The organism is Allorhizobium sp. Av2 (assembly GCF_021462805.2).
GTDB lineage: Bacteria > Pseudomonadota > Alphaproteobacteria > Rhizobiales > Rhizobiaceae > Allorhizobium > Allorhizobium vitis_G.
Genome location: NZ_CP192697.1, coordinates 819845 through 844488 on the forward strand (window position 1 = coordinate 819845; position 24644 = coordinate 844488).

The window sequence follows — 24644 nt, forward strand, 5'->3', positions numbered from 1 at the left end:
GGTCGATGGTCGCACCAACCTGGAGAGACTGGGTGTTTTCCGGCAAGGCTTTCGCGGCCGCCGTGCTGGCCCTTTATCTTGCCCTGATGTTTGATCTGTCGCGGCCCTATTGGGCTGTTTCGGCAGTCTATATCGTTTCCAATCCCTTCGCGGGCGCCACCAAATCCAAGGCGCTGTACCGTGTGCTTGGCACATTGCTGGGTGCCAGTGCTGCGGTTGTGTTCGTACCGGTCTTCGTCAATGCGCCGGAGCTTTTATCCCTGGTCGTGGCGCTTTGGACTGGAACGCTGTTGTTTTTGTCGATGTTGGACCGCTCGGCGCGTGCCTATGTTTTCATGCTGGCCGGGTACACGTTGCCGCTGATTGCCTTGCCCAGCGTCAGTGATCCCGGCGGCGTCTTCGATATGGCGCTGGCGCGGTCCGAGGAAATTACCCTGGGCATTCTCTGCGCCACGCTCGTTAATCAGGTGGTGTTTCCCTCCAGTATCGGGCGACTGTTCAGTGATCGGATTAATGTCTGGCTGGCCGATGCCGGTGCCTGGGCCGAAGATATCTTGCGCGGCGAAGGTGCCATACCGTCCACCCCGCTGAAGCGCCAGCAATTGGCCTCTGACGTGTCCAGTCTTGACCTGATGATCAGTCAGTTAAGTTATGATCCGGGAACCAAAGACGTTGTTGGTCAGGCGCGGGAGCTGCGCGGTCGGCTTTTGATGCTGCTGCCAGTGTTTTCGTCGCTTGCAGACCGGTTGCATGCTGTCAAACAGCAATCCGGCCTGGATGACACCCTCATTGCCCTTCTCAATGATATCGCTGATTGGTTCAAACTGGGTGGTGGCGTCGAGACGGAAAAGGCTGGCACCAGCCTGCTGGTTCGGATCGACGCCTTGCAGAAGCAGGATAAGCCGCATGGCTGGGAGGATCTCGTCATGTCGAGCCTGCTGACTCGGTTGAAGGATGTCGTTGAACTCTGGCAGGATTGCCTGACACTGCGCGATCACATCGCCAGCGGCGGCCATGCGGCGGAGACTTTGCCGCTCCTGCACACCAGACGTATCCTGACAGGCTCCCGGCATTTCGACCATGCACTGCTGGCCATGAAAGTTGCCGTTGTTGTGGTGGGCATTCTGTTGGCCTGCGCATTCTGGATTGCCAGCGGCTGGAGCCAGGGCGCGAGTTTCGTTTCCATGGTCGCGGTGTCCTGTTCGTTTTTTGCCGCCCAGGACCGGCCTGCGCCAATGATCCGCAAAATGCTGATCTGGACGGCCCTGTCGATTGTAGTTGCCTTCGTCTATCTCTTTGCCATTCTCCCAGTTGTGACCTCCTTCGAAATGCTGGTGCTGACGCTGGCGCCGATGTTCCTTTTCATCGGGCTGAAGATGAGCAATCCGCAAATGGGCATGTTTTTCATGCTGCTGGCAGTCAACAGCGCCACGCTGATCGCCATTCAGGACCAGTATTCCGCGGATCTGACCAGCTTTGCCAATGGTGGGCTGGCGACCCTGCTCGGCATCGGTTTTGCCCAACTCTGGGTCACCGTCGCCCAGCCTTTTGGGGCTGAACTGGCGGCCCGGCGATTGATGAAGTCGGGATGGCGGGATCTTGCCGATACGGCTTCCGGATCACGGTCGGGAGATGTCGATCGCCTTTCCAGTCGCAGTCTTGACCGGCTTGGACAGCTTGTCCCCCGGTTGGCGGCATTGAATGTGCGCGATCTCGGTGATGTCGATGGCTTTGCCGATGTCCGGCTCGGCTTCAACGTGGTGACGCTGCAACAGCAGCGGCCATCGCTTGGGCAGGAAAGCGGCACGCTGATCTCGCAGGTTCTGGCTGGCATTGCGGATCATTACCGGCGTCGGCTGAAGCGGGGTGGGTCAGGGTCGGCGCAGCCGCAATTGCAGGACACCATCGACCGGGCGCTGGAGACGGTCATGCGCAACGAGGGCGATGTCGGGCGCCGTGTTACCGACGCGCTGGTCGGCCTCCGGCGCGTGCTGTTTGTGCAATCGCCACCGCCAAGCCTGTCCACAAGGTCCGAGCCCAACCAACTTTCTTTTGCAGCAGAGTAACCTCAATGCCGACCGAATTCGATATCTATGGCGTCTATGTCCCGCGTCTTTTCGTGGTGATGCTGATCGCCTTGCTGATCAGCATGGTGATCCGCAAGCTGCTGGCCTGGATGGGTGCCTATGGGCTCATCTGGCATCGTGGCCTTTTCGATGTTGCACTCTTTGTCCTGCTGACGGCAGGTCTTTCCTTTCTAACACGCTGGTTTGTCTCATGACGATGTTGAAATCTCTCGGCAGGGTCGCTGTCACCCTGGTTGTCGTTGTTGCCGCGCTTTTTGCCGGCTATCACCTTTGGGTCTATTACATGGAGGAGCCATGGACGCGCGACGGGCGCGTGCGCGCCGATGTCGCGTCGATCGCACCTGATGTCACCGGCCCGGTCAGCGAGGTGCTGGCGAAGGACAATGAGACCGTGCGCAAGGGCGATGTTCTGTTCAGGGTCGATGCAAAACGGTTTGAACTTGCGCTGGAGCAGGCGCAGGCCGATCTCGATCAGGCGAAATCCTCGCTGGATGAGGCTGTCCGCGAAAGCCAACGCGAAGAGCGGCTTGGCGATTCCGCTTCGGCCCAGGCGCGTGATAAGGCGGTATCCGCCCAGGAACAGGCGCAGGCTTCCTATAACAAGGCCCTTGCCAGCCGCGATGTTGCCAAGCTGGATCTGGATCGCACTGAAGTGAAATCCACCGTCAACGGCACGGTGAGCAATTTCTCTCTTCAGGTCGGCGATTTCGTCAATAGAGGCACCGCAACCGTCGCCGTGGTCAACACTGATACACTGCGGGTCGAGGCCTATTTCGAGGAAAGCAAATTGCAGCGCATTCGTGAAGGCGACCGGGCCTCCGTGCAGATCATGGGACAGAAAACCGTGCTGACTGGCCGGGTGGAAAGCATGGCGACCGGCATCCAGGACCGCGAGCGCGATTCAAGCTCCGGCCTGTTGGTCAATATCACCCCGACATTCAACTGGGTCCGGCTGGCGCAGCGCGTGCCGGTGCGCATTCATCTCGAAAATGTCCCTGATGGTACAAGGCTGATCTCGGGCCTGACGGCCACAGTGGACATCCAGCCGGAAGCTCAGGCTGGTCAAAAGTAGCGATACTGCCTAATGCCAAGGCACCAAAGACGCTCACGCATCCTCGCCTTGAAGAGATTGCAAATATCTCAAATGCTTGCACCGCTTGAGATATTTGCAAAAGGAATACGAAGGGTGATTTTCAACGACCCTTCGCATTAGATATCGGCGATAAATGCCTGTTTCTGGGTGCCGAGACCTTCAATGCCCAGTTCAACCACATCGCCAGCTTTCAGGAAACGTGGTGGCTTCATGCCGAGGCCGACGCCGGGCGGTGTGCCGGTGGAGATCACATCGCCTGGATGCAGGCTCATGAATTGGCTGAGATAGGACACGAGAAAGGCGACGCCATAGACCATGGTCTTGGAGGAGCCGTCCTGCATGGTCTCGCCATTGACGGTCAGCCACATTTTCAGGTTCTGTGGATCGGCAATCTCGTCCTTGGTGACCAGCCAGGGACCGATCGGGCCGAACGTGTCGCAGGATTTTCCCTTGGTCCATTGACCGGCTCGTTCGGTCTGAAAGGCGCGCTCGGACACGTCATGGGAAACGCAGTAACCTGCGACATAGTCCATAGCATCTGCCTCGGACACATATTTTGCCGTCTTGCCGATGACGACGCCAAGTTCGACTTCCCAGTCGGTTTTTTCCGAGCCGCGAGGGATCAATACTTCATCGTTAGGACCGCAAATCGCTGAAGTCGCCTTCATGAAGATCACCGGTTCAGGCGGTACGGTTGCGCCGGTTTCTGCGGCATGGTCGGAATAGTTGAGGCCGATGCAGATGAACTTGCCAGTGCCGGAGACGCAGGCGCCGATCCGGCCGGGCGCAAGTTCCGGCAGGGTCGCTGGATTGAGCGCTGCCAGTTGTGACAGTCCTTCCGGCGAAATCGCCGCACCGCCGATATCGGTTACATGGGCGGAGAGGTCGCGGATCTTGCCATCGCTATCGAGAAGGGCTGGCTTTTCCTGGCCAATCGGGCCAACGCGCATCAGTTTCATCGGGTATTTCCTTTCATGTTTCCAAGCACTCTGGCTGAAATTTAAGGCAACTCTAAATCGACCAGCCGCCGTCGATGGCGTAGGCCTGCCCGGTCGTATAGGTGGCGCCGGCCAGATAGACGGCAAGATCGGCGATCTCTTCCGGCGTGCCGATCCGCCCAATTGGCTGGCGGGCGATGAAGGCGGCGCGGGCAGCCTCATAATCGCCTTGCGCCTTCAGCCTGTCCTGAAGCGAAGGGCTTTCCACCGTGCCGGGGCAAATGGCATTGCAGCGGATGCCCTGCGCGACATATTCGGCGGAGACGGATTTGGTCAGGCCAATCACGGCGGCCTTGGTGATGGAATAGGCGCAGCGATTGGCGACGCCTTTCATGCTGGAGGCGACCGAAGACATGTTGATGATCGCGCCATCGCCTTTTTCGATCATCGCAGGCAGCACGGCGCGGATGGTACGCACCATGGCATGCACATTGAGGTCGAAGGCAAAGTCCAGTTCGTCATCCTTCATATCGAGGACCGATCCAGCATGAACGAAACCGGCGCAGTTGAACAGCACGTCGAAGGGACCGGTTTCGGCAATCACCGCCTTGACCTCGTCGTCCTTCAAAACGTTCAACCGGCGTGTGATAATGCCAGCCTCCGCCTCCAGGCTGGCCAGCGCCTGCTCATTAATGTCCGTGGCGACGACCGTGGCGCCAGCGCGGGCAAAGGCCAGCGCACTGGCCCTGCCTATGCCTTGGCCAGCGGCTGTTATCAGCACTTTTTTATCAGCAAGAGACGACGACATTGGGTTTTCCTCCTGGTTCGGGCAGCCTTTAAGGGGACGAAGGGGTGGGGCTTTGGTGCGCAAACCGCTCGTCTTCCTATCGATACCACCGGATTATTGCAGAATTTCCGCCTGATCCTCTTCCTTTTCAAGGGGAAATTATGATGTATAAATAATGCATTACGGGGAATGCGCGATGAACTATAGGTCGCTGGCCGGTGTAAGGTCAAGCTTACTTGGTGAGCTGATCTGACGGACATCTGAGGCATTCGTTCAGCCGCTGATCCAGGTCGCGGGCGAGTGTTTCGGCGTTGCGGCCAATCACAATGCTCTGGTGATTGCCGCGCATGTCGATCCACGCCGCTCCCGGCAGAAAGGCCTCCCATATAGTCTTCGGATCGCAATCAATCGGTGATCCGCCAAGCGCGCGATAGAACGTCAAAGGCCCGGTATAACGTTTTGGCCGGTAGAGCCCCTTCATTCTCAGAAGTTGACGGGCCATTCGATCATAGCCGGGAGGGTAATTGCCGATCCATTGCGGTGCCATTGTCGGATAGTCGGGGTCGCGTGGATCGCGGAAGCGAAACAGAAATGGGCGGAAATAAGTGGCGATGCCAGCGGCTCTGATGGTGATTGCCATCCATGGGTGTCTGATGGAGAGCCCGCCGTCACGCCTGCTCTGCCCTGGGGTCGGTATGACGCTTGGGGCAAGCCTGGGCTTTGCGGTCTTCAGCCGCCGCGTCAAGCGTTTCAGCATGAAACTAAGCCAGACGGATAGAGGCCAATTATACTCACTTTGAGGCGTGTCGATCAGGCCAAGAAAGGCAATCTCCTCGCCAGCGTCTTGCATGGCTGTCGCTAGTTCCAGCGCCAAAACCCCGCCGAAGGAATAGCCCATCAAGCAATAGGGACCGGGAATGCCAGCGTCTTTCAGGGCGGAGAGACAGGTGCGAATTTCGTCCGCGACAACAGCCGGGTCACGATTGCTACTATCAAACGGCGTCAGGGACATGCCAAGAATTCGGCCCGGAAAATGCAATCGCTGAATGAAATCCTGTATTTCCAGAAAACAGCTCAAGCCTCCGGCAAAGACGATCAATGTCTTGTCGGCGCAACCCTTCCTGATTTCGATAATCTTTGGCAGGTTTAAATAGGAGCCGTTTTCGATGGCAAGGGCAAGCGCCTGCGGGCTTGGCCAGAGGTAGAAGCTGTTGACATCCAGCTCTATCGCGGTTTCCCGCCAGAACCGGTCAATGATGCGCAAGGCCCTGTTGATGGTCAGGCCGTCTTCCAGCAGATTATCGTCGGGCAACACAGCACGTTTCAATTCCTGGCGACAGAGATCGACCAGCAATGCCGTGACATTCATACGAACAGCCCGTTGCCGGCCCAAATCGTCTTCATTTACGATCCTCGCAGACATTTCCTCAACATCCATCGCCCCCAGGTGGAGGAGATAGTAAAAACAACCATAGCGAAGCAGATTTGCTACGTCATTGTCTGTTTACGACATCACGCCGTTTATGAGAATGGATTCCACGAAAAAAGTCAGGCAACGAGGCGCGCGATTTTAATCTTGTGGGAGGTTTGCCTCGGCAAATGGTCCGCCCAGCAGGGGACCAATGATCTCGCTTTCGCGGCCCAGGTCCATCGGCGCGTCCTGTGAGCGGTCCTGCGCTTTCCAGCCAAGTTTATCGGCATCGCTGCTCACCATGCAGCCGCGATCGTTGTCGGAGACGCCGTAAACCATCAGGCAGCCGAGCGTCTCGACCGTGAAGGCGCGGTCGACGAGACGGGTCAGGTCATCGGCGCTGATCCATGTGGTCAGCATGCGGGGGCTGCGAACGGTGTCGAAGCAGGAGCCGATGCGCACGGATATCGATTGAATGCCGCATTTGTCATGATAGGTGCGGGCCAGCAACTCGCCATAGGCCTTGGACAGGCCGTAGAAACTGTCGGGTAGCATTGGCGCGGTCTCATCGATTGGCGCGCCGAACGGGTGCAAGCCGACCACATGGTAGGAACTGGCAAGCACCACGCGCGGCACGCCAAGGCGCCTTGCGGCTTCGAATATGTGATAGGTGCCGCGAATATTGGCATTCAGCACCGTTTCGAACGATGCCTCATTGGCCATGCCGCCGAGATGGACGACGCCATCAACACCTTGCATAACGTTGCAGATCGCATCGAAATTGCCGAGATCAGCACCTTTGATGCCCCGGGCCGCATCGTCATTCAGGTCGCTCAACACCAGCTCATAGCCAAGTGCTGCAAGGCGCGGCGCAAGCGTGGTGCCGATATTACCAGCGGCGCCGGTGATCAGAAGACGGGTCATCAAACACTCCTTGCCTCGGTCATATGTCAGGCTTTAAGCGATATAGCGGTCCGGTTTGCGCCCGGCCACCGGGAGATCGACGGCAAAGATCCGGCCAGCAAACTCGTTGCCATTACCGCCCGGTTTCAGACTGGTGATGAAAGCCGTCCTGAAATCTGGCCCGCCAAAGGTGATGTTGGTGGGATTGGTGGTCGGCACGTGGATGACCATATCGGGACGACCTTTGGGATCAAGCCGCAAGACCCGGCCACTGTCGGAGGCGGCGATCCAGTAGAAACCGTCTTGGTCCACCGATGCGCCGTCAGGACGTCCGCCGATTTCCGACAGATCCGCGAACAGTTGCGGTGGTTCCAATGGTATGCCGTCACTGTCAAGCGCAATGGTCCAGACGCTTGCAAGGGTGGGATGGCTGTCGGAAACATAAAGCCGTCTGCCATCGGGTGAAAAGGCAAGGCCGTTCAAGGTGCGAAAACCGTCGCGCACCACGCGGACCTGCCCCTTGTCGATGCAGAAAAGCCGCCCGAGATGCGGACTGTGTGGCTCGATACTGCCGCACCAGAACCGCCCGGACGGATCGGCAATGCCGTCATTCATCCGGGTGCCGGGCGCAGCAATCAAAGGAGAATGCAGCAATTCCCGCTTCAGCCGGTCGCTATCCAGTGACAAATATTCAAACCCCAGCGAGGTTCCAGCGATGAAACCGCCATCCGTTGGCGCGATGGAGGCGAGCGCGCCATCCAGCGTCCAGCGCTTCAGGCTGGCATCTTGCGGATTAAAGCGCAGCAGGCCACCTGCCTCAATGTCGCAATACCAGAGCGCGTCATCATGCCATAGCGGGCTTTCCGCCACAGTAACGGCTGGAATATCAAGCGGTTGCGCGGTAAATTCTCTCATTGCACCCCCGTCGCCCGCGGCATGATCAGCGGCTTGCGCCGTCTCGACATATCGGGCTGCGGCACCGAGGCGATCAGCTTTTGAGTATAGGGATGCTGTGGCCGCAGGCAGATATCGTCGGCATCGCCCATTTCGACGATCTTGCCCTTTTGCATCACCGCCACCCGGTCGCAGAAATAGCGCACCACGGTAATGTCATGGCTGATGAAGATGAAGCTGATGCCAAGCTCGGCACGCAATTCCGCCAGCAAATCCAGCACCTGATGGCGAAGCGATACGTCTAGCGCCGAGGTTGGCTCATCGGCGATGATCAGCCGTGGATTGGGCGCGATGGCGCGCGCGATGGAAATGCGCTGACGCTGGCCACCAGAAAAGGCATGCGGATAGCGGTTGATGGCATTGGTCGGCAGGCCGACGCGGTCGAGCAGATATTCCACCCGCTCGCGCATCTGGGTGGTGGTCAGGCCCATCATCCGCATCGGCTCGGCGATGGTTTCAAACACCGTCATGCGTGGATTGAGCGAAGAATGTGGATCCTGAAACACCATGCGCATTTCCGTATAGAGATGACGCATGGTGTTGCGCGATGCTTTGGCGATGTCAACATCGTGACCCTTGGCATCGGCATAATGCACATGGCCAGCCGTGGGCTTGTAGATTTGCAGCATGGTGCGGCCAAGCGTGGTCTTGCCCGATCCGCTTTCCCCGACAATGCCCAGGGTTTCGCCGGGTGCAAGCGTCAGGCTGACCCCGTCGATAGCCTTGACGCCGAATGTCTGCTTCACCCCCCATCGGCGGCGCGAGCCGAATTGCAAGTGCAGGTCGGAAACTTCCATCAGCGGCTTGGCGGCGGCGGGAAGCGTGCGGCGGGGAAGGGGCGTTTCCAGCTTTAGCACGGCACCCAGAAGCGCTGCGGTATAGGCGGCAGCCGGGCGGCGCAGAACCTGTTCGGCCAACCCTTCCTCGACCTTTTCGCCGCGATACATCACCATCACCCGGTCAGCGATCTCAGCCACCACGCCGATGTCGTGGGTAATGAACAGCACGGCCATGCCGCGCTCACGCTGAAGCGAAACGATCAGGTCGAGAATTTCGGCCTGGGTGGTGACGTCGAGCGCCGTGGTCGGCTCATCGGCAATCAGCAGGCGTGGATTGCACGACAGTGCCATGGCGATCATGGCGCGCTGGCGCATGCCGCCTGAATATTCGAAAGGATAGCGGTCGATGGCGGTTTCCGGATCGGGGATGCGCACCTGACGCAACAGATCGATGGCGCGCGCGCGTGCCTGCGCCTTGTCCATTTTCTCATGCAGCAGGATCGCTTCGATGATCTGTTCGCCGATCCGATGTACCGGTGACAGCGACGTCATCGGCTCCTGGAAGATCATCGCGATCTGGCCGCCCCGGATCGATTGCATGTCCTGGCTGGAGGATTTGAGCTTGGCGATGTCTCTGTCGGCCTTGCCGTTTTCACCAGCGAGAAGGATCTCACCTGACGTCAGCCGACCGGGATCGGCCAGCAGCTTCAGGATGGCGCGGGCCGTGACGCTTTTGCCCGAGCCGCTTTCGCCCAACACGCAAAGGGTTTCACCTTCATAGACGTCGAAGGAGACATTGCGGACAGCCTGGATCACCTGACGATGCACGGGAAATTCGACGCTGAGGTTCTTGACCTGCAAGAGGGGCTTTACGTTCGATGTCATAGAGTTACCTCAAGCATAGGGATCGGCTGCATCGCGCAGGCCGTCGCCAAGGAAGTTCAGGCTGAGAACGGCAACGACCACAGCCACACCAGGCGCCAGCAGCCACGGTGCCTGGGTCAGCGCCCGCAGGTTCTGGGCGTCCTGGAGCAAAACGCCCCAGCTGACGATGGGTGGCTGAAGACCAAGGCCGAGGAAGCTCAGTGACGTCTCGGCAAGGATCATCGTCGGGATTGCCAGTGTGACGGCGGCGATAATGTGGCTGGTGAAGGAGGGCATCATATGACGTCCGATCACCCGCATTTCGCTGGCACCATCCAGCCTTGCGGCAGTGACGAAATCCTCGGTGCGCAAGGACAGGAAACGGCCACGCACCACACGGGCCATTTCGGTCCAGCCGATCAGCGAAAGGATGATCAGGATGACGAAATAGACCTTGAGCGACGACCAATCCTTCGGCATGGCGGCGGCCAGCCCCAGCCACAGCGGAATGGTCGGGATCGAACGGATAAACTCGATGGTGCGCTGGATGACGCTATCGATCATCCCGCCGAAATAGCCGGATATGCCGCCCAGAACCAGCCCGATCACCAGGCTGAGAAACACGCCGATCAGGCCAATCGACATGGAAATCCGCGTGCCATAGATAACGCGCGACAGGAGATCGCGGCCAAGCCGGTCGGCACCCAGAATATAGAAAGGCTTGGTATGATCGAGCGGGCCGATGAAGTGCAGATTGGTGGTAAACAGGCCCCACATATCGTAGCTTTCGCCGCGGGCAAAAAACTCGATGGGGATGATCGCATTGTCATCCACCTGGAAAACCCGGGTGAAGGATTTCGGATCGACGACATTCTTATAGCCCTTCACATGCGGCAGGAATTTGCCATCGTGAAACAGGCTGATCGGCTGCGGCGGTGCGAAGGTATATTGCGGCTTGAAGGTCGTCGGCAGGGTTGGCGACAGGAATTCTGCGAAAATCGCCAGGAAATAGATTGCCGCTGTGGCGATCAGGCCAAGCATCGCCAGTTTGTGGCGGCGGAACTTGAACCACATCAACGCCCATTGCGAGGAGACCACCATGCGGTCGCCGGTCGTCTGGTTGTCGAGCAACGGTTCGTTCGGGGCGCCAGTCCCCTTGTCGGCGTGGGGCAGGGGAGAAGATGTTACGGTCATGTCAGGCGGATCCTTGGATCGACGATGGCAAGCAGGATGTCGGACAGCAGCGTGCCGACCAGGACCAGGCCACCGGTCATCAGCAGGAAGGCGCCGGCCAGGTACATGTCCTGGGATTTCAGCGCCTGCAAAAGAAGAGGTCCGGCGGTGGGCAGGTTCATCACGGTGGACACGATCAACTCGCCGGAAATCAGGGTCGGCAATACCCAGCCGACGGTGGAAATGAATGGATTGATGGCAACGCGCACCGGATACCGCAGGATGGCCCGCCGTTCCGGCAGTCCCTTGGCAAGGGCCGCTTCCACATAGGGCTTGCGCAATTCGTCAAGCAGATTGGCGCGCATAACGCGGATCAGCGCCGCCGTACCGCTGGCCCCCAGAATGATCACCGGAATCCAGACATGCTTGAGAAAATCCCCGATCCGGGCAAGCGACCAGGGCGCATTGGCAAATTCCGGCGAAAACAACCCGCCGACGCTCTGGCCGAAGTGAATGGTCGCCACATACATCAGCAGGATGGCCAGCAGGAAATTCGGGATCGCCATGCCGATAAAGCCCAGCAGGGTGAAAAGGTAATCGCCCGGAGAATATTTGCGCACGGCGGAATAGATGCCGATCGGCAGGGCCGTGAGCCAGACGAACATCAGCGTGATGAAAGCGACCAGCGCCGTCATGCCCATCCGCTGCATCACCAATTGGCTGACCGGCTGGTTCCACTCGAAGGAATAGCCGAAATCGCCATGCATCACGCCGCCAATCCAGTGGACATATTGCAGCACGACCGGCTCGCCGATGCCATAGCGCTGGCGCAGGGTCTCCAACTGGGCAGGAGACATGGTGTCGCCGGTTTCAGCGGCCTGGGCGGCCAGCGTCGAAACGAAATCGCCAGGCGGCAACTGGATCACCACGAAGGTCAGAAGCGAAATGGCAAACATCGCGGGGATCATACCCAGCACGCGCAATGTGATGAACCGTAACATCGACGATCCTTTCCGGGGTCTTACGTTCCTGTCCATGGACGTGGGCAGGGGACTACAGGGTGACCAAAAGCGGGGTCTTCGGGGCGCCGGACGAGGGACGCAAGGTTGGGCAAGCGCCACGTGGGCGACGCCCCGAAGTCGGGAGGAGCTCACTTTGAGTTTGCCTTAGGAAAAGTGGAAACCGGCTTTCCCGAAAAGACAAACGAAAACAGAAGACTGTCAGTTCTGGATGAACCATTGCTCGGTATTGCTGGGCGCCGGGCTTGGATAGACCCAGGAAGTCGGCGCATTGTTCATTACGTTGTGCAGGTTCTTGGCCTTGACGGCGAAGCCCGCCGGCGGTGTCGAAATCGCAATCGTGTAGAACTGGTCGGCGGCAATATCGAGAATCTGCTGGAACAGCGCCGTCTGCTTGGTCTGATCGGTGGTGCCCTTGATCTGGTTATACAGATCCCACTGTTTCTTGACCGGCTCCGGCGGCTCTTCTCCGCCTTGCATCTTCAGATAAGCCTTGCCCCAGGCGACCGCATAGTTGGACTCAATCGAGACCGGCATATAGAGGCGCGGATCAAGCAGGGCATCGACGCCATACCCTTCGCCGGTCCACAGTGCCACGTCATGATCATTGTTGTTCTTGACCTCGTAGAACCGCGTGCGATCCATCGACTGGAAGCGCGCATCGACGCCAACGGCCTGCCAGTAGCGAATGACCAGTTCGGCTACATCGCCCCAGTTGGACAGCGCCGCAGGCGTGATGACGGTAAAGGTCAGGCGCTTGCCATCAGGGCGAAGCCGGAAGCCATCGGCATCCTTCTTGTCGAGGCCGATGCTGTCGAGCAGCTTGTTGGCCTTGTCAGGGTCATAATCGAGATATTGATGCGCCAATCGGTCATTGGCGTAGAGGGTGTTTTCGTTTGGCGCCACCTGTTTCGGCTGCGTCAGGCCCAGATAAATCGCATCGATGACCGACTTGCGATCAATGGCGATGCTCATCGCCACCCGGAAATCCTTGTTGCCGAAGATCTTGCGCATCTCCGGGTCCTTATGGGTCATGTTGAAGGAAAAGGACGTATCCGCACCCTGACCGGTAATCCGGTCGATCAACTCGTAACCACCCTTGTCCGCGCCTTCGTTCAAGACCGGACGGTTCTGGTTCACGCCGATATGGCGTTCCTGATAGTTGATCTTGCCGGCAATCGCCGCCAGAAGCACGGTCTGTACATCCGAATTGACGCTGTAGCGGGCACCGTCGAGATAAGGCAACTGGTTGCCCGCCGGATCAACCTTCCAGTAATAGGGATTGCGCTCAAACGTCACCTGGGTGGCGCCGGATACATAGGGGTCCTTGATCTTCCAGGGGCCGAGGACGGGCATGTCAGGATTGCGCCAGCGCTGAACCTGTTCGATTTCCAGTCCGCACTTGTTGGTCAGATGTTCGATCCAGCTGGCATCACCGGCATCCTTCGCCAGCTTTTCGGCATCGGGATTGAATTTCGGCATGAACTGGCCGCAATATTGCTTCGACATCAACGTGAGCTGCGTGCCGAAAACGCCCGCGACATTCATGAGGAACAAGCCGTTCGGGCCGGAGAACTTGATGGTGACGCTGGTCGGGCTGTTGACGGTCGCCACCGGCAGCTTGCCCCCGACCAGCATCCAGGCGGGTTTGGCCGGAAACAGCTTGTCATCCGGAAGCACGTCATTGACCATGAAGGCGATGTCTTCAGCGGTGAAATCCATGCCGTTCGACCATTTCATGCCCTTGCGCAATTCGAAGGTGAAGGTCGTGGCATCATCGCTGGCTTTGTAGGAGGTCGCGACATTGGGAATGATCTTGCCCGACCATTCCCGGTCCCAGGCCATCAACGGCTCGTAGCCGGTCAGTTTTGCCAGTGCGTTGCGGTCATTGCCGCCCACCAATCCGCCGGTCTGGTAGCCGCCATAGACGCCGACCCGGTCCACCATGTCTTCGACGCGCGGATTTTCCGGCAGACGTTTTTCGACCGGTGGTAATTTGCCTTCCTTGACCAGCGCATCAAGCTGCGGCGCCTGATGGTAGTCCTGGGCGATCGCCATGACCGGCATGCCGACCAGTGCGGCAAGCGCCACTGTGGCAAGCAGTTTTCTGGTCTTCATCGTGTTTTTCCTCCCGAAAAGATAGATTTTATGATGGACCGAAGTCGCTTTGCTGCATTCGCCAGCCGAAAAGAACAGACGCTCCCGGGTCTATTCTTTTCGTCAGTTGTTTCTCACTGCTTCCAGGGCTCGATCAGCCCGGCCAGAATATCCACTTCTTGCGAGGTCAAATCCGTCAGGGGCGGGCGCACCGAACCGGCGGCAAAGCCCTGAAGGCGAACACCCGCCTTGATGGCCGCGACCGCATAGCCCTTCTGGCGGCTACGCAAATCCATGAAGGGGAAGAAGAACTGGTTGAGGATGTTTTCGCAGGTCGCCCGATCGCCAGCGCGCAGCGCCTTGTAGAAATCGCAGGCCAGTTGCGGCACGAAATTGAAGACGGCTGACGAATAGGTGGAGAAACCGGCACCCAGATAGGCCTCGGCAAACAATTCCGCCGTTGGCATGCCGCCGATATAGGTGAGGCGGTCGCCCAGCGTCGCGGTGATGCGGCGCACCAGGCCAAGTTCTCCGGTGCCGTCCTTGAAGCCAATCAGATTGGGGCAGTCATCGGCGAGCCGCTGGATGGTTTCGGTCTGAAGCACGCAATTGTCGCGGTTGTAGACGGTGACGCCAAAGCCAACCGCATCGCAGACCGCCTTGACATGGGCATAAAGGCCCGCCTGCGGCGCATCGATCAGATATTGTGGCAGCAGAAGAATGCCATCGCCGCCAGCCTTTTCGATGCCCTTGGCAATTTCGACGGCAACCCTTGTGCCACCGCCGCAGCCACCGACGATAGGTACGCCATTCGATGCCGCCTTGGCGGTGGCGACAATGCCAGGAATTTCATCCGGCGACAGCGAGAACATTTCGCCGGTGCCGCCAGCGGCAAACAGCACCGTCGCGTCATAGCCAGACAGCCAGTCGATATGCGCGCCATAGACATCCGGGTTGAACTCGCCCTTGTCATCGAAAGGGGTGACGGGAAAGGACAGCAAGCCTGCGCCCAGTGCACGTTTCAGTTCATTCGGTTCCATGGTCCGCCTCTCCTGCGTTCAACTGCTCCGTGCCACACGATCTTCTTCGCGAAAGACTTGAACGGGCACCTATCCTCGTGCTTTATAATGACTGCAACCGAGTAATATCATGATTTCCAGCGAAGTCATATTATGATTTAAAATACCTGTCCAGTCGAATTCCGTTCAATATCTGCCCAACACCCGAATTGTCCCTTTATGGAGATTTCCATGGCCAAAGCCCCATCGCCGAGTGAAGCACAGCGCAAGCCAAGGCTGGCCGAAAGCGTCATCGAAGCCTTGCGTGCCGATATTGTTGGCGGACGGCTGGCGCTTGGCACGCAATTGCCGACCGAACCGGGGCTGATCGAGCGGTTCGGGGTCAGCCGCACGGTGATCCGCGAGGCGCTAGCCGAGCTGCGCGCCGCCGGTCTTGTCGATGCTCGTCAGGGCAAGGGCGTGTTTGTCGTTGATGACCTGCCCGGACAGGAAATGCGCCTCAGCACGGAAGAGCAGCGTAGCATTCCGAAAACCTTGGAAATGCTGGAATTCAGGGTGGCAATCGAGACGGAAGCCGCAGCGCTGGCCGCCGTGCGCCGCTCTTCGGCGCAGGAATACGAGATCCGGGCGGCCAATGAGGTGATGGCGGATCTTGTCGCCGAAAAGGCGCCGACCTCCAAGGCGGATTTCGATTTTCACCTGGCCATCGCCCGGGCGACCAATAACAGCTATTATCTGAGCGCCATGCAAAGCTTTGGCCCGCAAGCCATTCCGCGCTCCAACCTGCCCAACCTGGCCTCTTCACGCAGCGAAACCTATCTTTCGCAAGTGGTGGAGGAGCATGGTCGGATTGCCGACGCCATTTCCGGTCAGGACCCGCAGGGTGCGCGCGCCACCATGCGCGAGCATATTGAAAAATCCCAGGAGCGGCATCGGGCGCTGGCCCGGAATCTGCGCAAGGAGGGCGGCTGAGGCACATTGATGTTTGCGCTTCTCCTTTCCCATCCTCTATTGTCTTGGCATTGCGTCGCAAAATAATCAAAAGGCAGGTTTTATGACCAGAGAGATACTCATCCGCAATGCGTCCGATTATGCGCTTGGCGGCAAGCTGACTGATGATCTGGCCCGGCTTATAGCGCGCCGCTCGGTCAGCCAGTCGGAAGGCAGGCCGGAGGATCTTCAAGCCTATCTGGTGGAGGATATTCAGCCGCTGCTGTCGTCCCTGGGCTTTGCCACGGAGATTTTCGCCAATCCGCGAGAGAATGGCGCGCCGCTTTTGATCGCCAGCCTGATCGAGGACGCCAGCCTGCCGACCGTGCTGATCTATGGGCATGGCGATGTCTGTAATGGCGAAGCGCATCGCTGGCGTGAAGGGCTCGACCCTTTCGTGCTGCATCAGGAAGGGGATAAGCTTTACGGGCGCGGCACGGCGGATAACAAGATCCAGCATCTCATCAATATCAAGGCGCTGGAACTGATTTTGAAAGAGAAGGGCAAGCTCGGCTTCAACGTCAAGATCATCCTGGAAATGGCCGAGGAAACTGGCTCCTACGGTTTGCGTGAGTTTTTCCAGGCCAAGCGCGAAGCCCTTGCCGCCGATGTGCTGATCGCATCCGATGGGCCGCGATTGGCGGCGGATACGCCGACCATGTTCATGGGGTCACGCGGCGGCTTTGCCTTCAACCTCAACGTTACCTTGCGCGACGGTGATCACCATTCCGGCAATTTCGGCGGCTTGTTGGCCGATCCGGCAATCATTCTCGCCCATGCCATTGCCACGATTGTCGATGCGCGTGGCCAGATCCAGATCCCGGAATGGCTGCCGACCAGCCTGACCCCTGACATTCGCGCTGCCCTCAAGGACCTGCCGTCCCGCAAGCATGACGCGGACTGGGGTCAGGCGGATCTGACGCCGTCCGAGCGGGTGTTCGGCTGGAATTCCATGGCGGTTCTGGCCATATCCTCGGGCAATATCAACGCGCCGCAAAATGCCATTGCCGGATCGGCGCGCGCCACCTGCCAGCTGCGGTTCGTGGTGGGAACGGATATGGAGGGCATTCTGCCCGCTTTACGACGACATCTCGATGCCCATGGTTTTCCCATGGTGGCGGTGGAGCCAGCGCGGGGCGAGGCCTTCCGGGCCACCCGGTTCTCCCCCGATCATCCCTGGGTGCGGTTTGTCGAGCAATCCATTACCCGCACCAGTGGCAAGCCGGTGCATGTCCTGCCCAATCTGGCGGGCTCGCTGCCCAATGATGCCTTTACCGGCATTCTTGGCCTACCGACCATCTGGATTCCCCATTCCCATGCTGAATGCGGCCAGCACGGACCGAACGAGCACGCTCTTCTGTCGATTGCCGAAGAGGGCATGCGGGTGATGACCGGCCTGTTCCTGGATATTGGCGAACAGGGCGCTGCGCTGAAAGCCATTTGAGACTTTGGCACCTGTTGATTGCATCAGGAATTCTGATATTCATTCGTGAAACACCTTGTTTTCGGATGAATATCAGCCAATGAGCAGAAATTTCCTTGTGATCGACCCGGAAGACGGCATGGCAGTTCTGAAAGGGCTGGCCTCGCCACTACGGATCGGAATGCTCAAGTTGTTGCATGAAAAAGGCGCGATGAATGTCAATGACATCGCCGCCGAACTGTCGCTGCCGCAATCCACCGTCTCCACCAATCTCCAGGTTCTGGAGGATGCGGGGCTGATCCGCACGGAGAGCCAGAAAGCCCGCAAGGGCAGCCAGAAGATCTGTTATCCGACCGCCGAGGAAGTGCTGGTTGTCTTCAAGAGCGAGCGGCGCAAGATCGATGCCCATGCCATCGAAGTGGCGATGCCGATCGGCCTTTATACCAGCTATGAGGTGACGGCGCCCTGTGGTCTTTGTTCGCCCGAGGGCATCATCGGGCTTCTGGACGTCCCCAATACTTTCCTTGATCCGGAACGGATGAAAGCCGGGCTGATCTGGTTCACCAGAGGCTATGTTGAATATCAATTCCCCAACAATGCCAAGCTATCCGGCAGCGCGATCCGCGAAATCGAGATTGCCATGGAGCTGAGTTCGGAAGTCCCCGGCACCAGTGCCGACTGGCCATCCGATATCACCTTGTCGATCAACGGCACGGATGTCGGTACATGGACCTCTCCCGGCGATTTCGGTGACAAACGTGGTGTCTATACGCCTGACTGGTGGAAGCTGAAGGGCTCCCAATACGGCAAGCTGAAGAATTGGCGAATTTCGGCGGAAGGCACCTTCGTTGATGGCGTCAAGATTTCGGCCATCGATCTCAATGCCATCGATCTGCTGGCGCATCATTCCATCCGGGTGAGGATCGGCGTGCGCGATGATGCGCGGCATCCCGGTGGGATCAACATTTTCGGACGCGGATTTGGCAATTACGATCAGGATATTGTTTTACGAATTCGCACGGAATGAATATCCGGTTTTATGATTGATATTTTGAAGCCGAAATCTCCATGGTTTCTGGGTCTGTCATGCAGTCGTCATATTGTTGTTATTGATATTTTTGCTGTACCGCAGCATATTTTTGCAGTGCTCCCGGCTGCTTTCCAGCTTGACGCTTGTGCTAAATCACGATTTTATATCCGACAAGATGGTTTAAATCATTATATTGGATATATATGGGGAGGATGACATGAAGGCGACCGTTCTGGCGCATGCCGATTATAGCATTGCGGAGATTGATCCACGGCTCTACGGCTCCTTCATAGAGCATCTGGGCCGGGCGGTTTACACCGGTATTTATGAACCCGATCACCCAAGCGCCGATGAAAACGGCATGCGCCGCGATGTCATCGATCTGGTGCGGGAGTTGAATGTGCCGATCGTGCGCTATCCCGGCGGCAATTTCGTTTCGGCCTATAATTGGGAAGACGGCATTGGCCCTAGGGATCAGCGCCCGGTTCGCCTCGATCTCGCCTGGCACACGTCCGAAAGCAACGAGGTCGGTCTGCACGAGTTTGCCGATTGGTGCGCCTCTGTCGGCACGGAGATGATGCTGGCCGTCAATCTCGGATCGCGCGGGCTGGATGAGGCGCGCAATTTTCTGGAATATGCCAATCATTCCGGCGGCAGCTATTGGAGCGATCTGCGCATCAGCAATGGCAGGCCGCAGCCTTTTGATGTGAAGCTCTGGTGCCTGGGCAATGAAATGGACGGGCCTTGGCAGATCGGCCACAAATCCGCGGATGAATATGGTCGCCTCGCCCACGAAACCGCCAAGGCCATGCGGGCTTTCGATAAATCGCTGGAACTGGTGGTCTGCGGTTCGTCCAACGCCAAGATGCCGACCTATCCGCAATGGGAAGCGACCGTTCTCGACCATGCCTATAATGAGGTCGATTACATTTCCCTGCATATGTATTTCGACAACAAGGCGGGCGATACGCCCAATTATCTCGCCCAGAACAAGAAACTCGATGATTATATTGTCTCGGTATCGGGCGTGATTGATTTCATTAAGGCCAAGAAACGCTCTTCGAAGAACGTCTATATTTCCTTTGATGAATGGAATGTCTGGTATCATTCCAACGAGCAGGACAAGGCAATTCTCCAGGGCAATGATGGTTGGCCCTTTGCGCCGCCGTTGCTGGAAGACATCTATAATTTCGAGGATGTGTTGCAGGTCGGGCTGATCATCAACACCTTTATCCGCCGCTCCAATGTGGTGCGCATTGCCTGCCTGGCGCAATTGGTCAATGTGATCGCGCCAATCATGACGGTGCCGGGCGGTCCGGCGTGGCGGCAGACGATTTTCTATCCATTCCTGTTTGCCTCGGTGCATGGCCGTGGCACGGCGCTGGATCTGCGGGTAAAAAGCCCGACCTATACGGCGTCCGCAGTCGGTGAGGTCGACAGTCTCGACATTGCCGCCGTGCATGACGCGGCGGACGGCTCGATTGCTTTCTTCATCGTCAATCGTTCAGAAGCGACCATCGAGACGACCTTTGATTTGCAGGGGTTTGGCACCGCGCCATCTATTGCCGATTATCAGGTGATGACCCATGCCGACTTGAAGGCGGTCAATACGCAGGCACGGATGACGGAGGTTGCGCCACGTCCCGGCGAGGGGCTTGTTATCGACGGCACAAGCCTGTCGGCGTCGTTTCCGGCGCTGTCCTACCAGATGATCCGGGTGAAGGTTCAGGATGTCTCTTAGGGGCATGGATAATTCCTGACCTTGCTAAACCTGGGAGGAGGATAGCGATGACGGCACAGATCGAAATCAGCAATGTCAGCAAGACCTACGGTGCCATGACCGTACTGGATGGCTTGTCGCTGTCCATTCCGGCCCACGAATTCGTGGTCTTCCTTGGTCCGTCCGGCTGCGGAAAATCAACCTTGCTGCGGATGATCGCCGGGCTTGAAAGCGTCGATGAAGGCGAAATCAGCATCAATGGCGAGCGGATTGACGGACTGCCGCCCGGTCAGCGTGACGTGGCCATGGTGTTTCAATCCTATGCGCTTTATCCGCACATGACCGTGCGCCAGAATATGGCCTTCGGGCTTGAGAATATTCAGGTCTCCAAGTCGGTCATCGATGCGCGCATTGCGGAAGCAGCGCGGATGCTGGAAATCGATCATCTGCTGGAGCGCAAGCCGGGGCAGCTCTCCGGTGGCCAGCGCCAGCGCGTGGCGATTGGCCGGGCGGTGGTAAAGGAGCCCAAGGCCTTTCTGTTTGATGAGCCGCTGTCCAATCTTGATGCGGCTCTGCGCACCCGTACCCGTATTGAGCTGGCGCAATTGCACCAGCGGCTGCGCTCGACGATGATTTTCGTCACCCACGATCAGACCGAAGCCATGACGCTGGCCGACAGGATCGTGGTGATGAACAACCGCCGCATCGAGCAGATTGGCACGCCGATGCAGATCTACGAGCGCCCGGCAACCCGGTTTGTTGCCGGTTTCGTCGGGTCGCCCGCGATGAATTTTCTCGATGTTACGGGTTTTGCTCCCGGCAGATCCGGCATGATCGCCACCTGCGGTCAGAGCCTGCGCATCGAAACCCATATCGATCCGGAAAATGCGGCTTCGGCGGTGACGCTCGGTATTCGCGCCGAGGCGGTTCACGTTACGCCGCCTGAGGGTGGCGACATTGATGGCACTATCGATGTGCTGGAGCGTCTGGGTGATCGAACGCTGATCTACACACGATTGGCAGATGGGCAGAGTGTGGTGGCCGCAACGGCGGGTCAGACGCGCCTGAAAATCGGCGATCGGATTGGTCTTGGTTTTAACGGTGAAAAAGCCCATCTGTTCGATGCGGATGGCACCGCCCGGCATGCGGAGGCGCTGTCCGATGGCTGACCGCTCTTCTGTCCATCCGGGTGTGAGCCTGCGCCGCCGTTCGGCCCCTGCGTCGATGAGCATCCATGCTCCGCGCTGGAGCCATGCGTTATTCGTGGCGCCTTACCTGACATTTTTCACCACGCTTCTGGTTTTCCCGCTGATCTGGGGCATTTGGCTGAGTTTTCATAAGGCCGATATGTTTTCGAGCGGGCGGTTTGTCGGCTTCGATAATTACCTGCGGCTGTTTCGGGACGCCGTTTTCATCCAGTCGATCTGGAATACCTTCTATTTCGTGGCATTGACGGTGCCGACGCTGGCGGTGCTTGGGCTTTTTCTGGCGCTGGCGCTCAACCGGCAGACGCGGACGGCGGCGGTTCTGCGAACCCTGTTCTTCGCCTCCTCGGTCTTGTCCGTCACCATCGTCACGCTGGTCTGGCGGATCGTGTTCATTCCGCAGGTCGGCTTGCTTGCCACCATTTTCAGTTGGTTTGGCGCAACGGCACCCGCCGCCCTGTCCGATCCGGATCTGGCGATGATCGCGATTGCCATCGCCACCGTCTGGTGGTGCCTTGGCCTGCCGATGATGCTGTTTCTATCGGCCTTGCAGCAGATCCCCGGCGATATCTATGAGGCGGCAGCGCTTGATAATGCCAGCCGCTGGCGGACGCTGACGGCCATTACCCTGCCATCCATCAAGCGCACCTTCCTCTTGGTGGTCGTCATTCAGATTGTCTTGCAATTCCAGCTGTTTGGCCAGGCGCTGTTGATGACGCGGGGTGGGCCGAACAATGCCACCAGACCCATCGTTCTCTATATCTATGAGGTCACCTTCCGCCGCTGGGATCTCGGTCTTGGGGCCGCAGCCTCCGAAATCCTCTTCATTCTGATCCTGCTGGCCGCCATGGCGCAATATCTGATCACCAGGCGCAAGGGAGATGCGGCATGAGCGGCTTTTCCTCCTCTCACAGCAGGCTTGGCAACCGGATCGTTCTTGGGCTGGTCGTGCTGTTATCTCTCGTGATGCTTTTGCCCATTCTCTGGGTGATCGGATTGTCGCTGAAGGAAAACAGCGTGCTGATGGCCGACCCTAATTCGGTGTTTCATCCGCCCTATATCATCAGCAACTATCTCAATATAATCCAGACATCCTCGGTGTTTCGCTGGATTCTTAACAGCCTGATCGTCTCCATCAGCCTGACCATCGGCACGCTGATCCTGTCGTCGCTGGCCGGCTATGGCTTTGCCCGCCTGAATTTTCCTGGGCGCGATGCGCTGTTCGTGATCGTTCTGTTCGGGCTCGCGGTGCCGGAGCAGGCGGTTCTGGTCGCCCGCCACCAGATTTTCAGCATGTTGAGCCTGCACAATACCTATCCGGGCCTTGTGCTGCCCGGTCTATCCAGCGCTTTCGGCGTCTTTTTGATGACGCAATATTTCCGGGCCATCCCGCGCGATCTGGATGAGGCGGCTTTGCTGGACAATGCCAGTCGGTTTCGGATTTTCTGGAAGGTGCTCTTGCCTTTGACACTGCCCGCCCAGGCGACGCTTGGCATTTTCACGTTTCTGGCGTCCTGGAACGACTATTTCTGGCCGCTGATTTCCGCCTCCAGGAAGGACATGTATACGCTGACGGTCGGCCTTGCCTCGACCCAGACCAATTTCGGCCAGTCGGAAGGTCTCGGCTTTCTGATGGCGCAGGCGGTGTTTGCTGGGGCGCCTATTCTGATCATCTATCTGTTTTTCCAGAAATATATCGTTACGGCGGTGTCGGGGGCAGCCGTTCGGTAGCGTTTGTCCGAAGAATACAACAAACACGTGGGAGGAGAGACCATGAAAGCCAAGCCAGTCAAATCGAGGATCATGAAACTGATGCGCACCGCCATTCCGGTGGTGGCACTGATGACTGCTCATGCCGCCTTTGCGGCGGAGCCGGTGGAACTGAACGTCCAAAGGTTCTTCGGCGCCTGCGATGCTGAATATGGCAGCAATACAGACGTCAGCAAATCGGTCGGCGAATGTGGGATCATGACCTCGCTGATCAACAAGTTCAACGCCGACAACCCGGATATCCATGTCTCGTTGGCGACGGTGGAATGGCCGGGCTACGACCAGCTCAACGCACAATTTGCCTCCAACGATCCGCCTGACATCGTCACGATCCATGAATCGGCCCTGTCGGATTATCAGTCCAAAAACCTGATCATGCCGCTGGACGAGCTTTTGGCCACGCAAGGCATCAAGCCTGACACTTTTACCGAGGCGGCGCGGCAGGGCGCGACCAAGGACGGCAAGCTCTATGGATTGCCGATCGACAGCTGGACCATGCTCTACCATATCAATATGGATCTGTTTAAGCAGGCGGGTCTCGTCAATGCCGATGGTACGCCGATCCTGCCGAAATCCCCGGAAGAGCTTCTGGCCCAGGCCGAACAGTTCAAGCAGAAGACCGGCAAGCCTTATTTCGTGCAGAATCTCGCCAATGAGACGGCGCTCTATATGCGCAATCTCTATACTTATCTGTTCCAGCAAAACGCTGACTTCTTCGCCGATCCAACCCATATCAAGCTCGACACGCCTGAGGCCAAGCGGGTGGTGGAGATGTACAAGACCATCTACGCCAAGGGCTATACCACCAAGGATATGGATTACGGCGCCTCGATCACCGCCTTTCTGGCCGGTGCGGGCGGTGTTCATCTGAACGGCACCTGGATGATTGGCGATTACAATGCCTCGGCTGCCAAGCCGGGTACGGCGCTGAATAAGGGCGGCTATGCCGTTTATCCCTATCCGCAGCTGTTTTCCGGCGACCACGCGCAGTTTGCCGATGGTCATACCTGGGCTGTTTCCGTCAGGGACCGGACGCCCGAGCAGACCAAGGCCGTGGCGCGGTTCCTGAAATTCTTCATCGACAATGATTTTGATTGGTCACGCACCGGCCACCTGCCATCCGTGCAGGCTGTGCTGACCTCGGATGCCTTCAAGGCCCTGCCACACCGCGATACCGTGTCTGATATTGCCCAGCTTGGCCGTCCATTGCCATCGCAAGTGCAACGCCAGTTCCCGATCCAGGACATTATCGGTGAAGAAATGAGCGCTGCGGTGACTGGTCAGAAGGATGTCGATGCGGCTTTGAAGGATGCTCAAAGCCGCGTGAATGACCTGCTTGGCAACCTGTAATAATAAAACCGACCAAAGAGAAGAGCCGCCCA

22 protein-coding genes are annotated in these 24644 nt (G+C 58.1%); 12 read left to right on the top strand and 10 right to left on the bottom strand.

The window, feature by feature from the left end; translation table 11 throughout:
• The first annotated feature begins 5 nt into the window (after positions 1-5).
• Genes FS819_RS21455 through FS819_RS21465 form a run of 3 tightly spaced genes read left to right on the top strand, consistent with a single transcriptional unit; the run spans position 6 to position 3159 of the window.
• Positions 6-2066 carry an FUSC family protein gene (locus tag FS819_RS21455; protein ID WP_156550402.1) on the top strand — a complete coding sequence of 687 codons (2061 nt, stop codon included), beginning with the start codon at positions 6-8 and terminating at the stop codon, positions 2064-2066.
• 5 nt (positions 2067-2071) lie between these two features.
• Positions 2072-2281, top strand: a complete 210-nt coding sequence (locus tag FS819_RS21460) for a DUF1656 domain-containing protein (RefSeq protein WP_156532236.1) — start codon at positions 2072-2074, stop codon at positions 2279-2281.
• A complete protein-coding gene (locus tag FS819_RS21465; RefSeq protein WP_156550401.1) occupies positions 2278-3159 on the top strand; it encodes an efflux RND transporter periplasmic adaptor subunit in 882 nt (293 codons plus the stop codon). Before FS819_RS21460 ends, FS819_RS21465 begins: the two co-directional genes overlap by 4 nt.
• Positions 3160-3296: 137 nt before the next feature.
• Here the strand turns inward: FS819_RS21465 and FS819_RS21470 are convergent, their stop codons facing one another.
• The 10 genes from FS819_RS21470 to kdgD form a co-directional block, all read right to left on the bottom strand.
• Positions 3297-4139: a fumarylacetoacetate hydrolase family protein gene (locus FS819_RS21470; RefSeq protein WP_156550400.1), complete on the bottom strand. Its 843-nt coding sequence runs from the start codon at positions 4137-4139 to the stop codon at positions 3297-3299.
• A gap of 52 nt (positions 4140-4191) precedes the next feature.
• On the bottom strand, positions 4192-4926 hold the full coding sequence (locus tag FS819_RS21475; RefSeq protein WP_156550399.1) for an SDR family oxidoreductase: 735 nt from the start codon (positions 4924-4926) through the stop codon (positions 4192-4194).
• A gap of 211 nt (positions 4927-5137) precedes the next feature.
• Positions 5138-6274 carry a thioesterase domain-containing protein gene (locus FS819_RS21480; protein ID WP_156550398.1) on the bottom strand — a complete coding sequence of 379 codons (1137 nt, stop codon included), beginning with the start codon at positions 6272-6274 and terminating at the stop codon, positions 5138-5140.
• Between the two features lie 201 nt (positions 6275-6475).
• Entirely contained in the window at positions 6476-7240 is a 765-nt protein-coding gene (locus tag FS819_RS21485) for an NAD-dependent epimerase/dehydratase family protein (RefSeq protein ID WP_156550397.1), read from the bottom strand.
• Positions 7241-7273: 33 nt separating this feature from the next.
• The gene (locus FS819_RS21490; protein WP_156550396.1) at positions 7274-8134 is read right to left on the bottom strand and encodes an SMP-30/gluconolactonase/LRE family protein; all 861 of its coding nucleotides are present in this window, start codon (positions 8132-8134) and stop codon (positions 7274-7276) included.
• Positions 8131-9837 carry an ABC transporter ATP-binding protein gene (locus FS819_RS21495; protein WP_156550395.1) on the bottom strand — a complete coding sequence of 569 codons (1707 nt, stop codon included), beginning with the start codon at positions 9835-9837 and terminating at the stop codon, positions 8131-8133. Before FS819_RS21495 ends, FS819_RS21490 begins: the two co-directional genes overlap by 4 nt.
• Before the next feature lie 9 nt (positions 9838-9846).
• Entirely contained in the window at positions 9847-10917 is a 1071-nt protein-coding gene (locus FS819_RS21500) for an ABC transporter permease (RefSeq protein ID WP_197434170.1), read from the bottom strand.
• Between the two features lie 89 nt (positions 10918-11006).
• On the bottom strand, positions 11007-11990 hold the full coding sequence (locus tag FS819_RS21505; protein ID WP_012654022.1) for an ABC transporter permease: 984 nt from the start codon (positions 11988-11990) through the stop codon (positions 11007-11009).
• A 219-nt stretch (positions 11991-12209) separates the two neighbouring features.
• Positions 12210-14126 (bottom strand): ABC transporter substrate-binding protein, encoded by a 1917-nt coding sequence (locus tag FS819_RS21510; RefSeq protein WP_156550393.1) that lies wholly within the window; start codon positions 14124-14126, stop codon positions 12210-12212.
• A gap of 113 nt (positions 14127-14239) precedes the next feature.
• Complete coding sequence (gene kdgD, locus FS819_RS21515; RefSeq protein WP_156550392.1) at positions 14240-15145, bottom strand: 5-dehydro-4-deoxyglucarate dehydratase; 906 nt, start codon at positions 15143-15145, stop codon at positions 14240-14242.
• A gap of 210 nt (positions 15146-15355) precedes the next feature.
• Between kdgD and FS819_RS21520 the strand changes: the two genes are divergently transcribed.
• The 9 genes from FS819_RS21520 (at position 15356) to FS819_RS21560 (ending at position 24612) form a co-directional block, all read left to right on the top strand.
• On the top strand, positions 15356-16096 hold the full coding sequence (locus FS819_RS21520; RefSeq protein ID WP_156550391.1) for a FadR/GntR family transcriptional regulator: 741 nt from the start codon (positions 15356-15358) through the stop codon (positions 16094-16096).
• Positions 16097-16178: 82 nt separating this feature from the next.
• The gene (locus FS819_RS21525; RefSeq protein ID WP_156550390.1) at positions 16179-17558 is read left to right on the top strand and encodes a M20 family metallopeptidase; all 1380 of its coding nucleotides are present in this window, start codon (positions 16179-16181) and stop codon (positions 17556-17558) included.
• A gap of 79 nt (positions 17559-17637) precedes the next feature.
• Positions 17638-18564, top strand: coding sequence for an ArsR/SmtB family transcription factor (locus tag FS819_RS21530; protein WP_156550389.1), 927 nt, complete (start codon positions 17638-17640; stop codon positions 18562-18564).
• A gap of 12 nt (positions 18565-18576) precedes the next feature.
• On the top strand, positions 18577-18783 hold the full coding sequence (locus tag FS819_RS21535) for a hypothetical protein (protein ID WP_156550388.1): 207 nt from the start codon (positions 18577-18579) through the stop codon (positions 18781-18783).
• Between the two features lies 1 nt (position 18784).
• Positions 18785-20308: an arabinosylfuranosidase ArfA gene (arfA, locus tag FS819_RS21540; RefSeq protein ID WP_156550387.1), complete on the top strand. Its 1524-nt coding sequence runs from the start codon at positions 18785-18787 to the stop codon at positions 20306-20308.
• Positions 20309-20355: 47 nt separating this feature from the next.
• Complete coding sequence (locus FS819_RS21545; protein WP_156550386.1) at positions 20356-21456, top strand: ABC transporter ATP-binding protein; 1101 nt, start codon at positions 20356-20358, stop codon at positions 21454-21456.
• Positions 21449-22384: a carbohydrate ABC transporter permease gene (locus FS819_RS21550; protein WP_156550385.1), complete on the top strand. Its 936-nt coding sequence runs from the start codon at positions 21449-21451 to the stop codon at positions 22382-22384. Before FS819_RS21545 ends, FS819_RS21550 begins: the two co-directional genes overlap by 8 nt.
• The gene (locus FS819_RS21555; RefSeq protein WP_156550384.1) at positions 22381-23223 is read left to right on the top strand and encodes a carbohydrate ABC transporter permease; all 843 of its coding nucleotides are present in this window, start codon (positions 22381-22383) and stop codon (positions 23221-23223) included. Before FS819_RS21550 ends, FS819_RS21555 begins: the two co-directional genes overlap by 4 nt.
• A 42-nt stretch (positions 23224-23265) precedes the next feature.
• Positions 23266-24612, top strand: coding sequence for an extracellular solute-binding protein (locus FS819_RS21560; RefSeq protein WP_156550383.1), 1347 nt, complete (start codon positions 23266-23268; stop codon positions 24610-24612).
• Positions 24613-24644 lie beyond the last annotated feature (32 nt).

What these genes read in the sequence shown, in the direction of transcription:
- FS819_RS21455 (WP_156550402.1), top strand. Translation starts at nt 6, where the DNA reads ATGGTCGCACCAACCTGGAGAGACTGGGTGTTTTCCGGCAAGGCTTTC.
- FS819_RS21460 (WP_156532236.1), top strand. Translation starts at nt 2,072, where the DNA reads ATGCCGACCGAATTCGATATCTATGGCGTCTATGTCCCGCGTCTTTTC.
- FS819_RS21465 (WP_156550401.1), top strand. Translation starts at nt 2,278, where the DNA reads ATGACGATGTTGAAATCTCTCGGCAGGGTCGCTGTCACCCTGGTTGTC.
- FS819_RS21470 (WP_156550400.1), bottom strand. Translation starts at nt 4,139, where the DNA reads ATGAAACTGATGCGCGTTGGCCCGATTGGCCAGGAAAAGCCAGCCCTT.
- FS819_RS21475 (WP_156550399.1), bottom strand. Translation starts at nt 4,926, where the DNA reads ATGTCGTCGTCTCTTGCTGATAAAAAAGTGCTGATAACAGCCGCTGGC.
- FS819_RS21480 (WP_156550398.1), bottom strand. Translation starts at nt 6,274, where the DNA reads ATGAATGTCACGGCATTGCTGGTCGATCTCTGTCGCCAGGAATTGAAA.
- FS819_RS21485 (WP_156550397.1), bottom strand. Translation starts at nt 7,240, where the DNA reads ATGACCCGTCTTCTGATCACCGGCGCCGCTGGTAATATCGGCACCACG.
- FS819_RS21490 (WP_156550396.1), bottom strand. Translation starts at nt 8,134, where the DNA reads ATGAGAGAATTTACCGCGCAACCGCTTGATATTCCAGCCGTTACTGTG.
- FS819_RS21495 (WP_156550395.1), bottom strand. Translation starts at nt 9,837, where the DNA reads ATGACATCGAACGTAAAGCCCCTCTTGCAGGTCAAGAACCTCAGCGTC.
- FS819_RS21500 (WP_197434170.1), bottom strand. Translation starts at nt 10,917, where the DNA reads ATGGTGGTCTCCTCGCAATGGGCGTTGATGTGGTTCAAGTTCCGCCGC.
- FS819_RS21505 (WP_012654022.1), bottom strand. Translation starts at nt 11,990, where the DNA reads ATGTTACGGTTCATCACATTGCGCGTGCTGGGTATGATCCCCGCGATG.
- FS819_RS21510 (WP_156550393.1), bottom strand. Translation starts at nt 14,126, where the DNA reads ATGAAGACCAGAAAACTGCTTGCCACAGTGGCGCTTGCCGCACTGGTC.
- kdgD (WP_156550392.1), bottom strand. Translation starts at nt 15,145, where the DNA reads ATGGAACCGAATGAACTGAAACGTGCACTGGGCGCAGGCTTGCTGTCC.
- FS819_RS21520 (WP_156550391.1), top strand. Translation starts at nt 15,356, where the DNA reads ATGGCCAAAGCCCCATCGCCGAGTGAAGCACAGCGCAAGCCAAGGCTG.
- FS819_RS21525 (WP_156550390.1), top strand. Translation starts at nt 16,179, where the DNA reads ATGACCAGAGAGATACTCATCCGCAATGCGTCCGATTATGCGCTTGGC.
- FS819_RS21530 (WP_156550389.1), top strand. Translation starts at nt 17,638, where the DNA reads ATGAGCAGAAATTTCCTTGTGATCGACCCGGAAGACGGCATGGCAGTT.
- FS819_RS21535 (WP_156550388.1), top strand. Translation starts at nt 18,577, where the DNA reads ATGATTGATATTTTGAAGCCGAAATCTCCATGGTTTCTGGGTCTGTCA.
- arfA (WP_156550387.1), top strand. Translation starts at nt 18,785, where the DNA reads ATGAAGGCGACCGTTCTGGCGCATGCCGATTATAGCATTGCGGAGATT.
- FS819_RS21545 (WP_156550386.1), top strand. Translation starts at nt 20,356, where the DNA reads ATGACGGCACAGATCGAAATCAGCAATGTCAGCAAGACCTACGGTGCC.
- FS819_RS21550 (WP_156550385.1), top strand. Translation starts at nt 21,449, where the DNA reads ATGGCTGACCGCTCTTCTGTCCATCCGGGTGTGAGCCTGCGCCGCCGT.
- FS819_RS21555 (WP_156550384.1), top strand. Translation starts at nt 22,381, where the DNA reads ATGAGCGGCTTTTCCTCCTCTCACAGCAGGCTTGGCAACCGGATCGTT.
- FS819_RS21560 (WP_156550383.1), top strand. Translation starts at nt 23,266, where the DNA reads ATGAAAGCCAAGCCAGTCAAATCGAGGATCATGAAACTGATGCGCACC.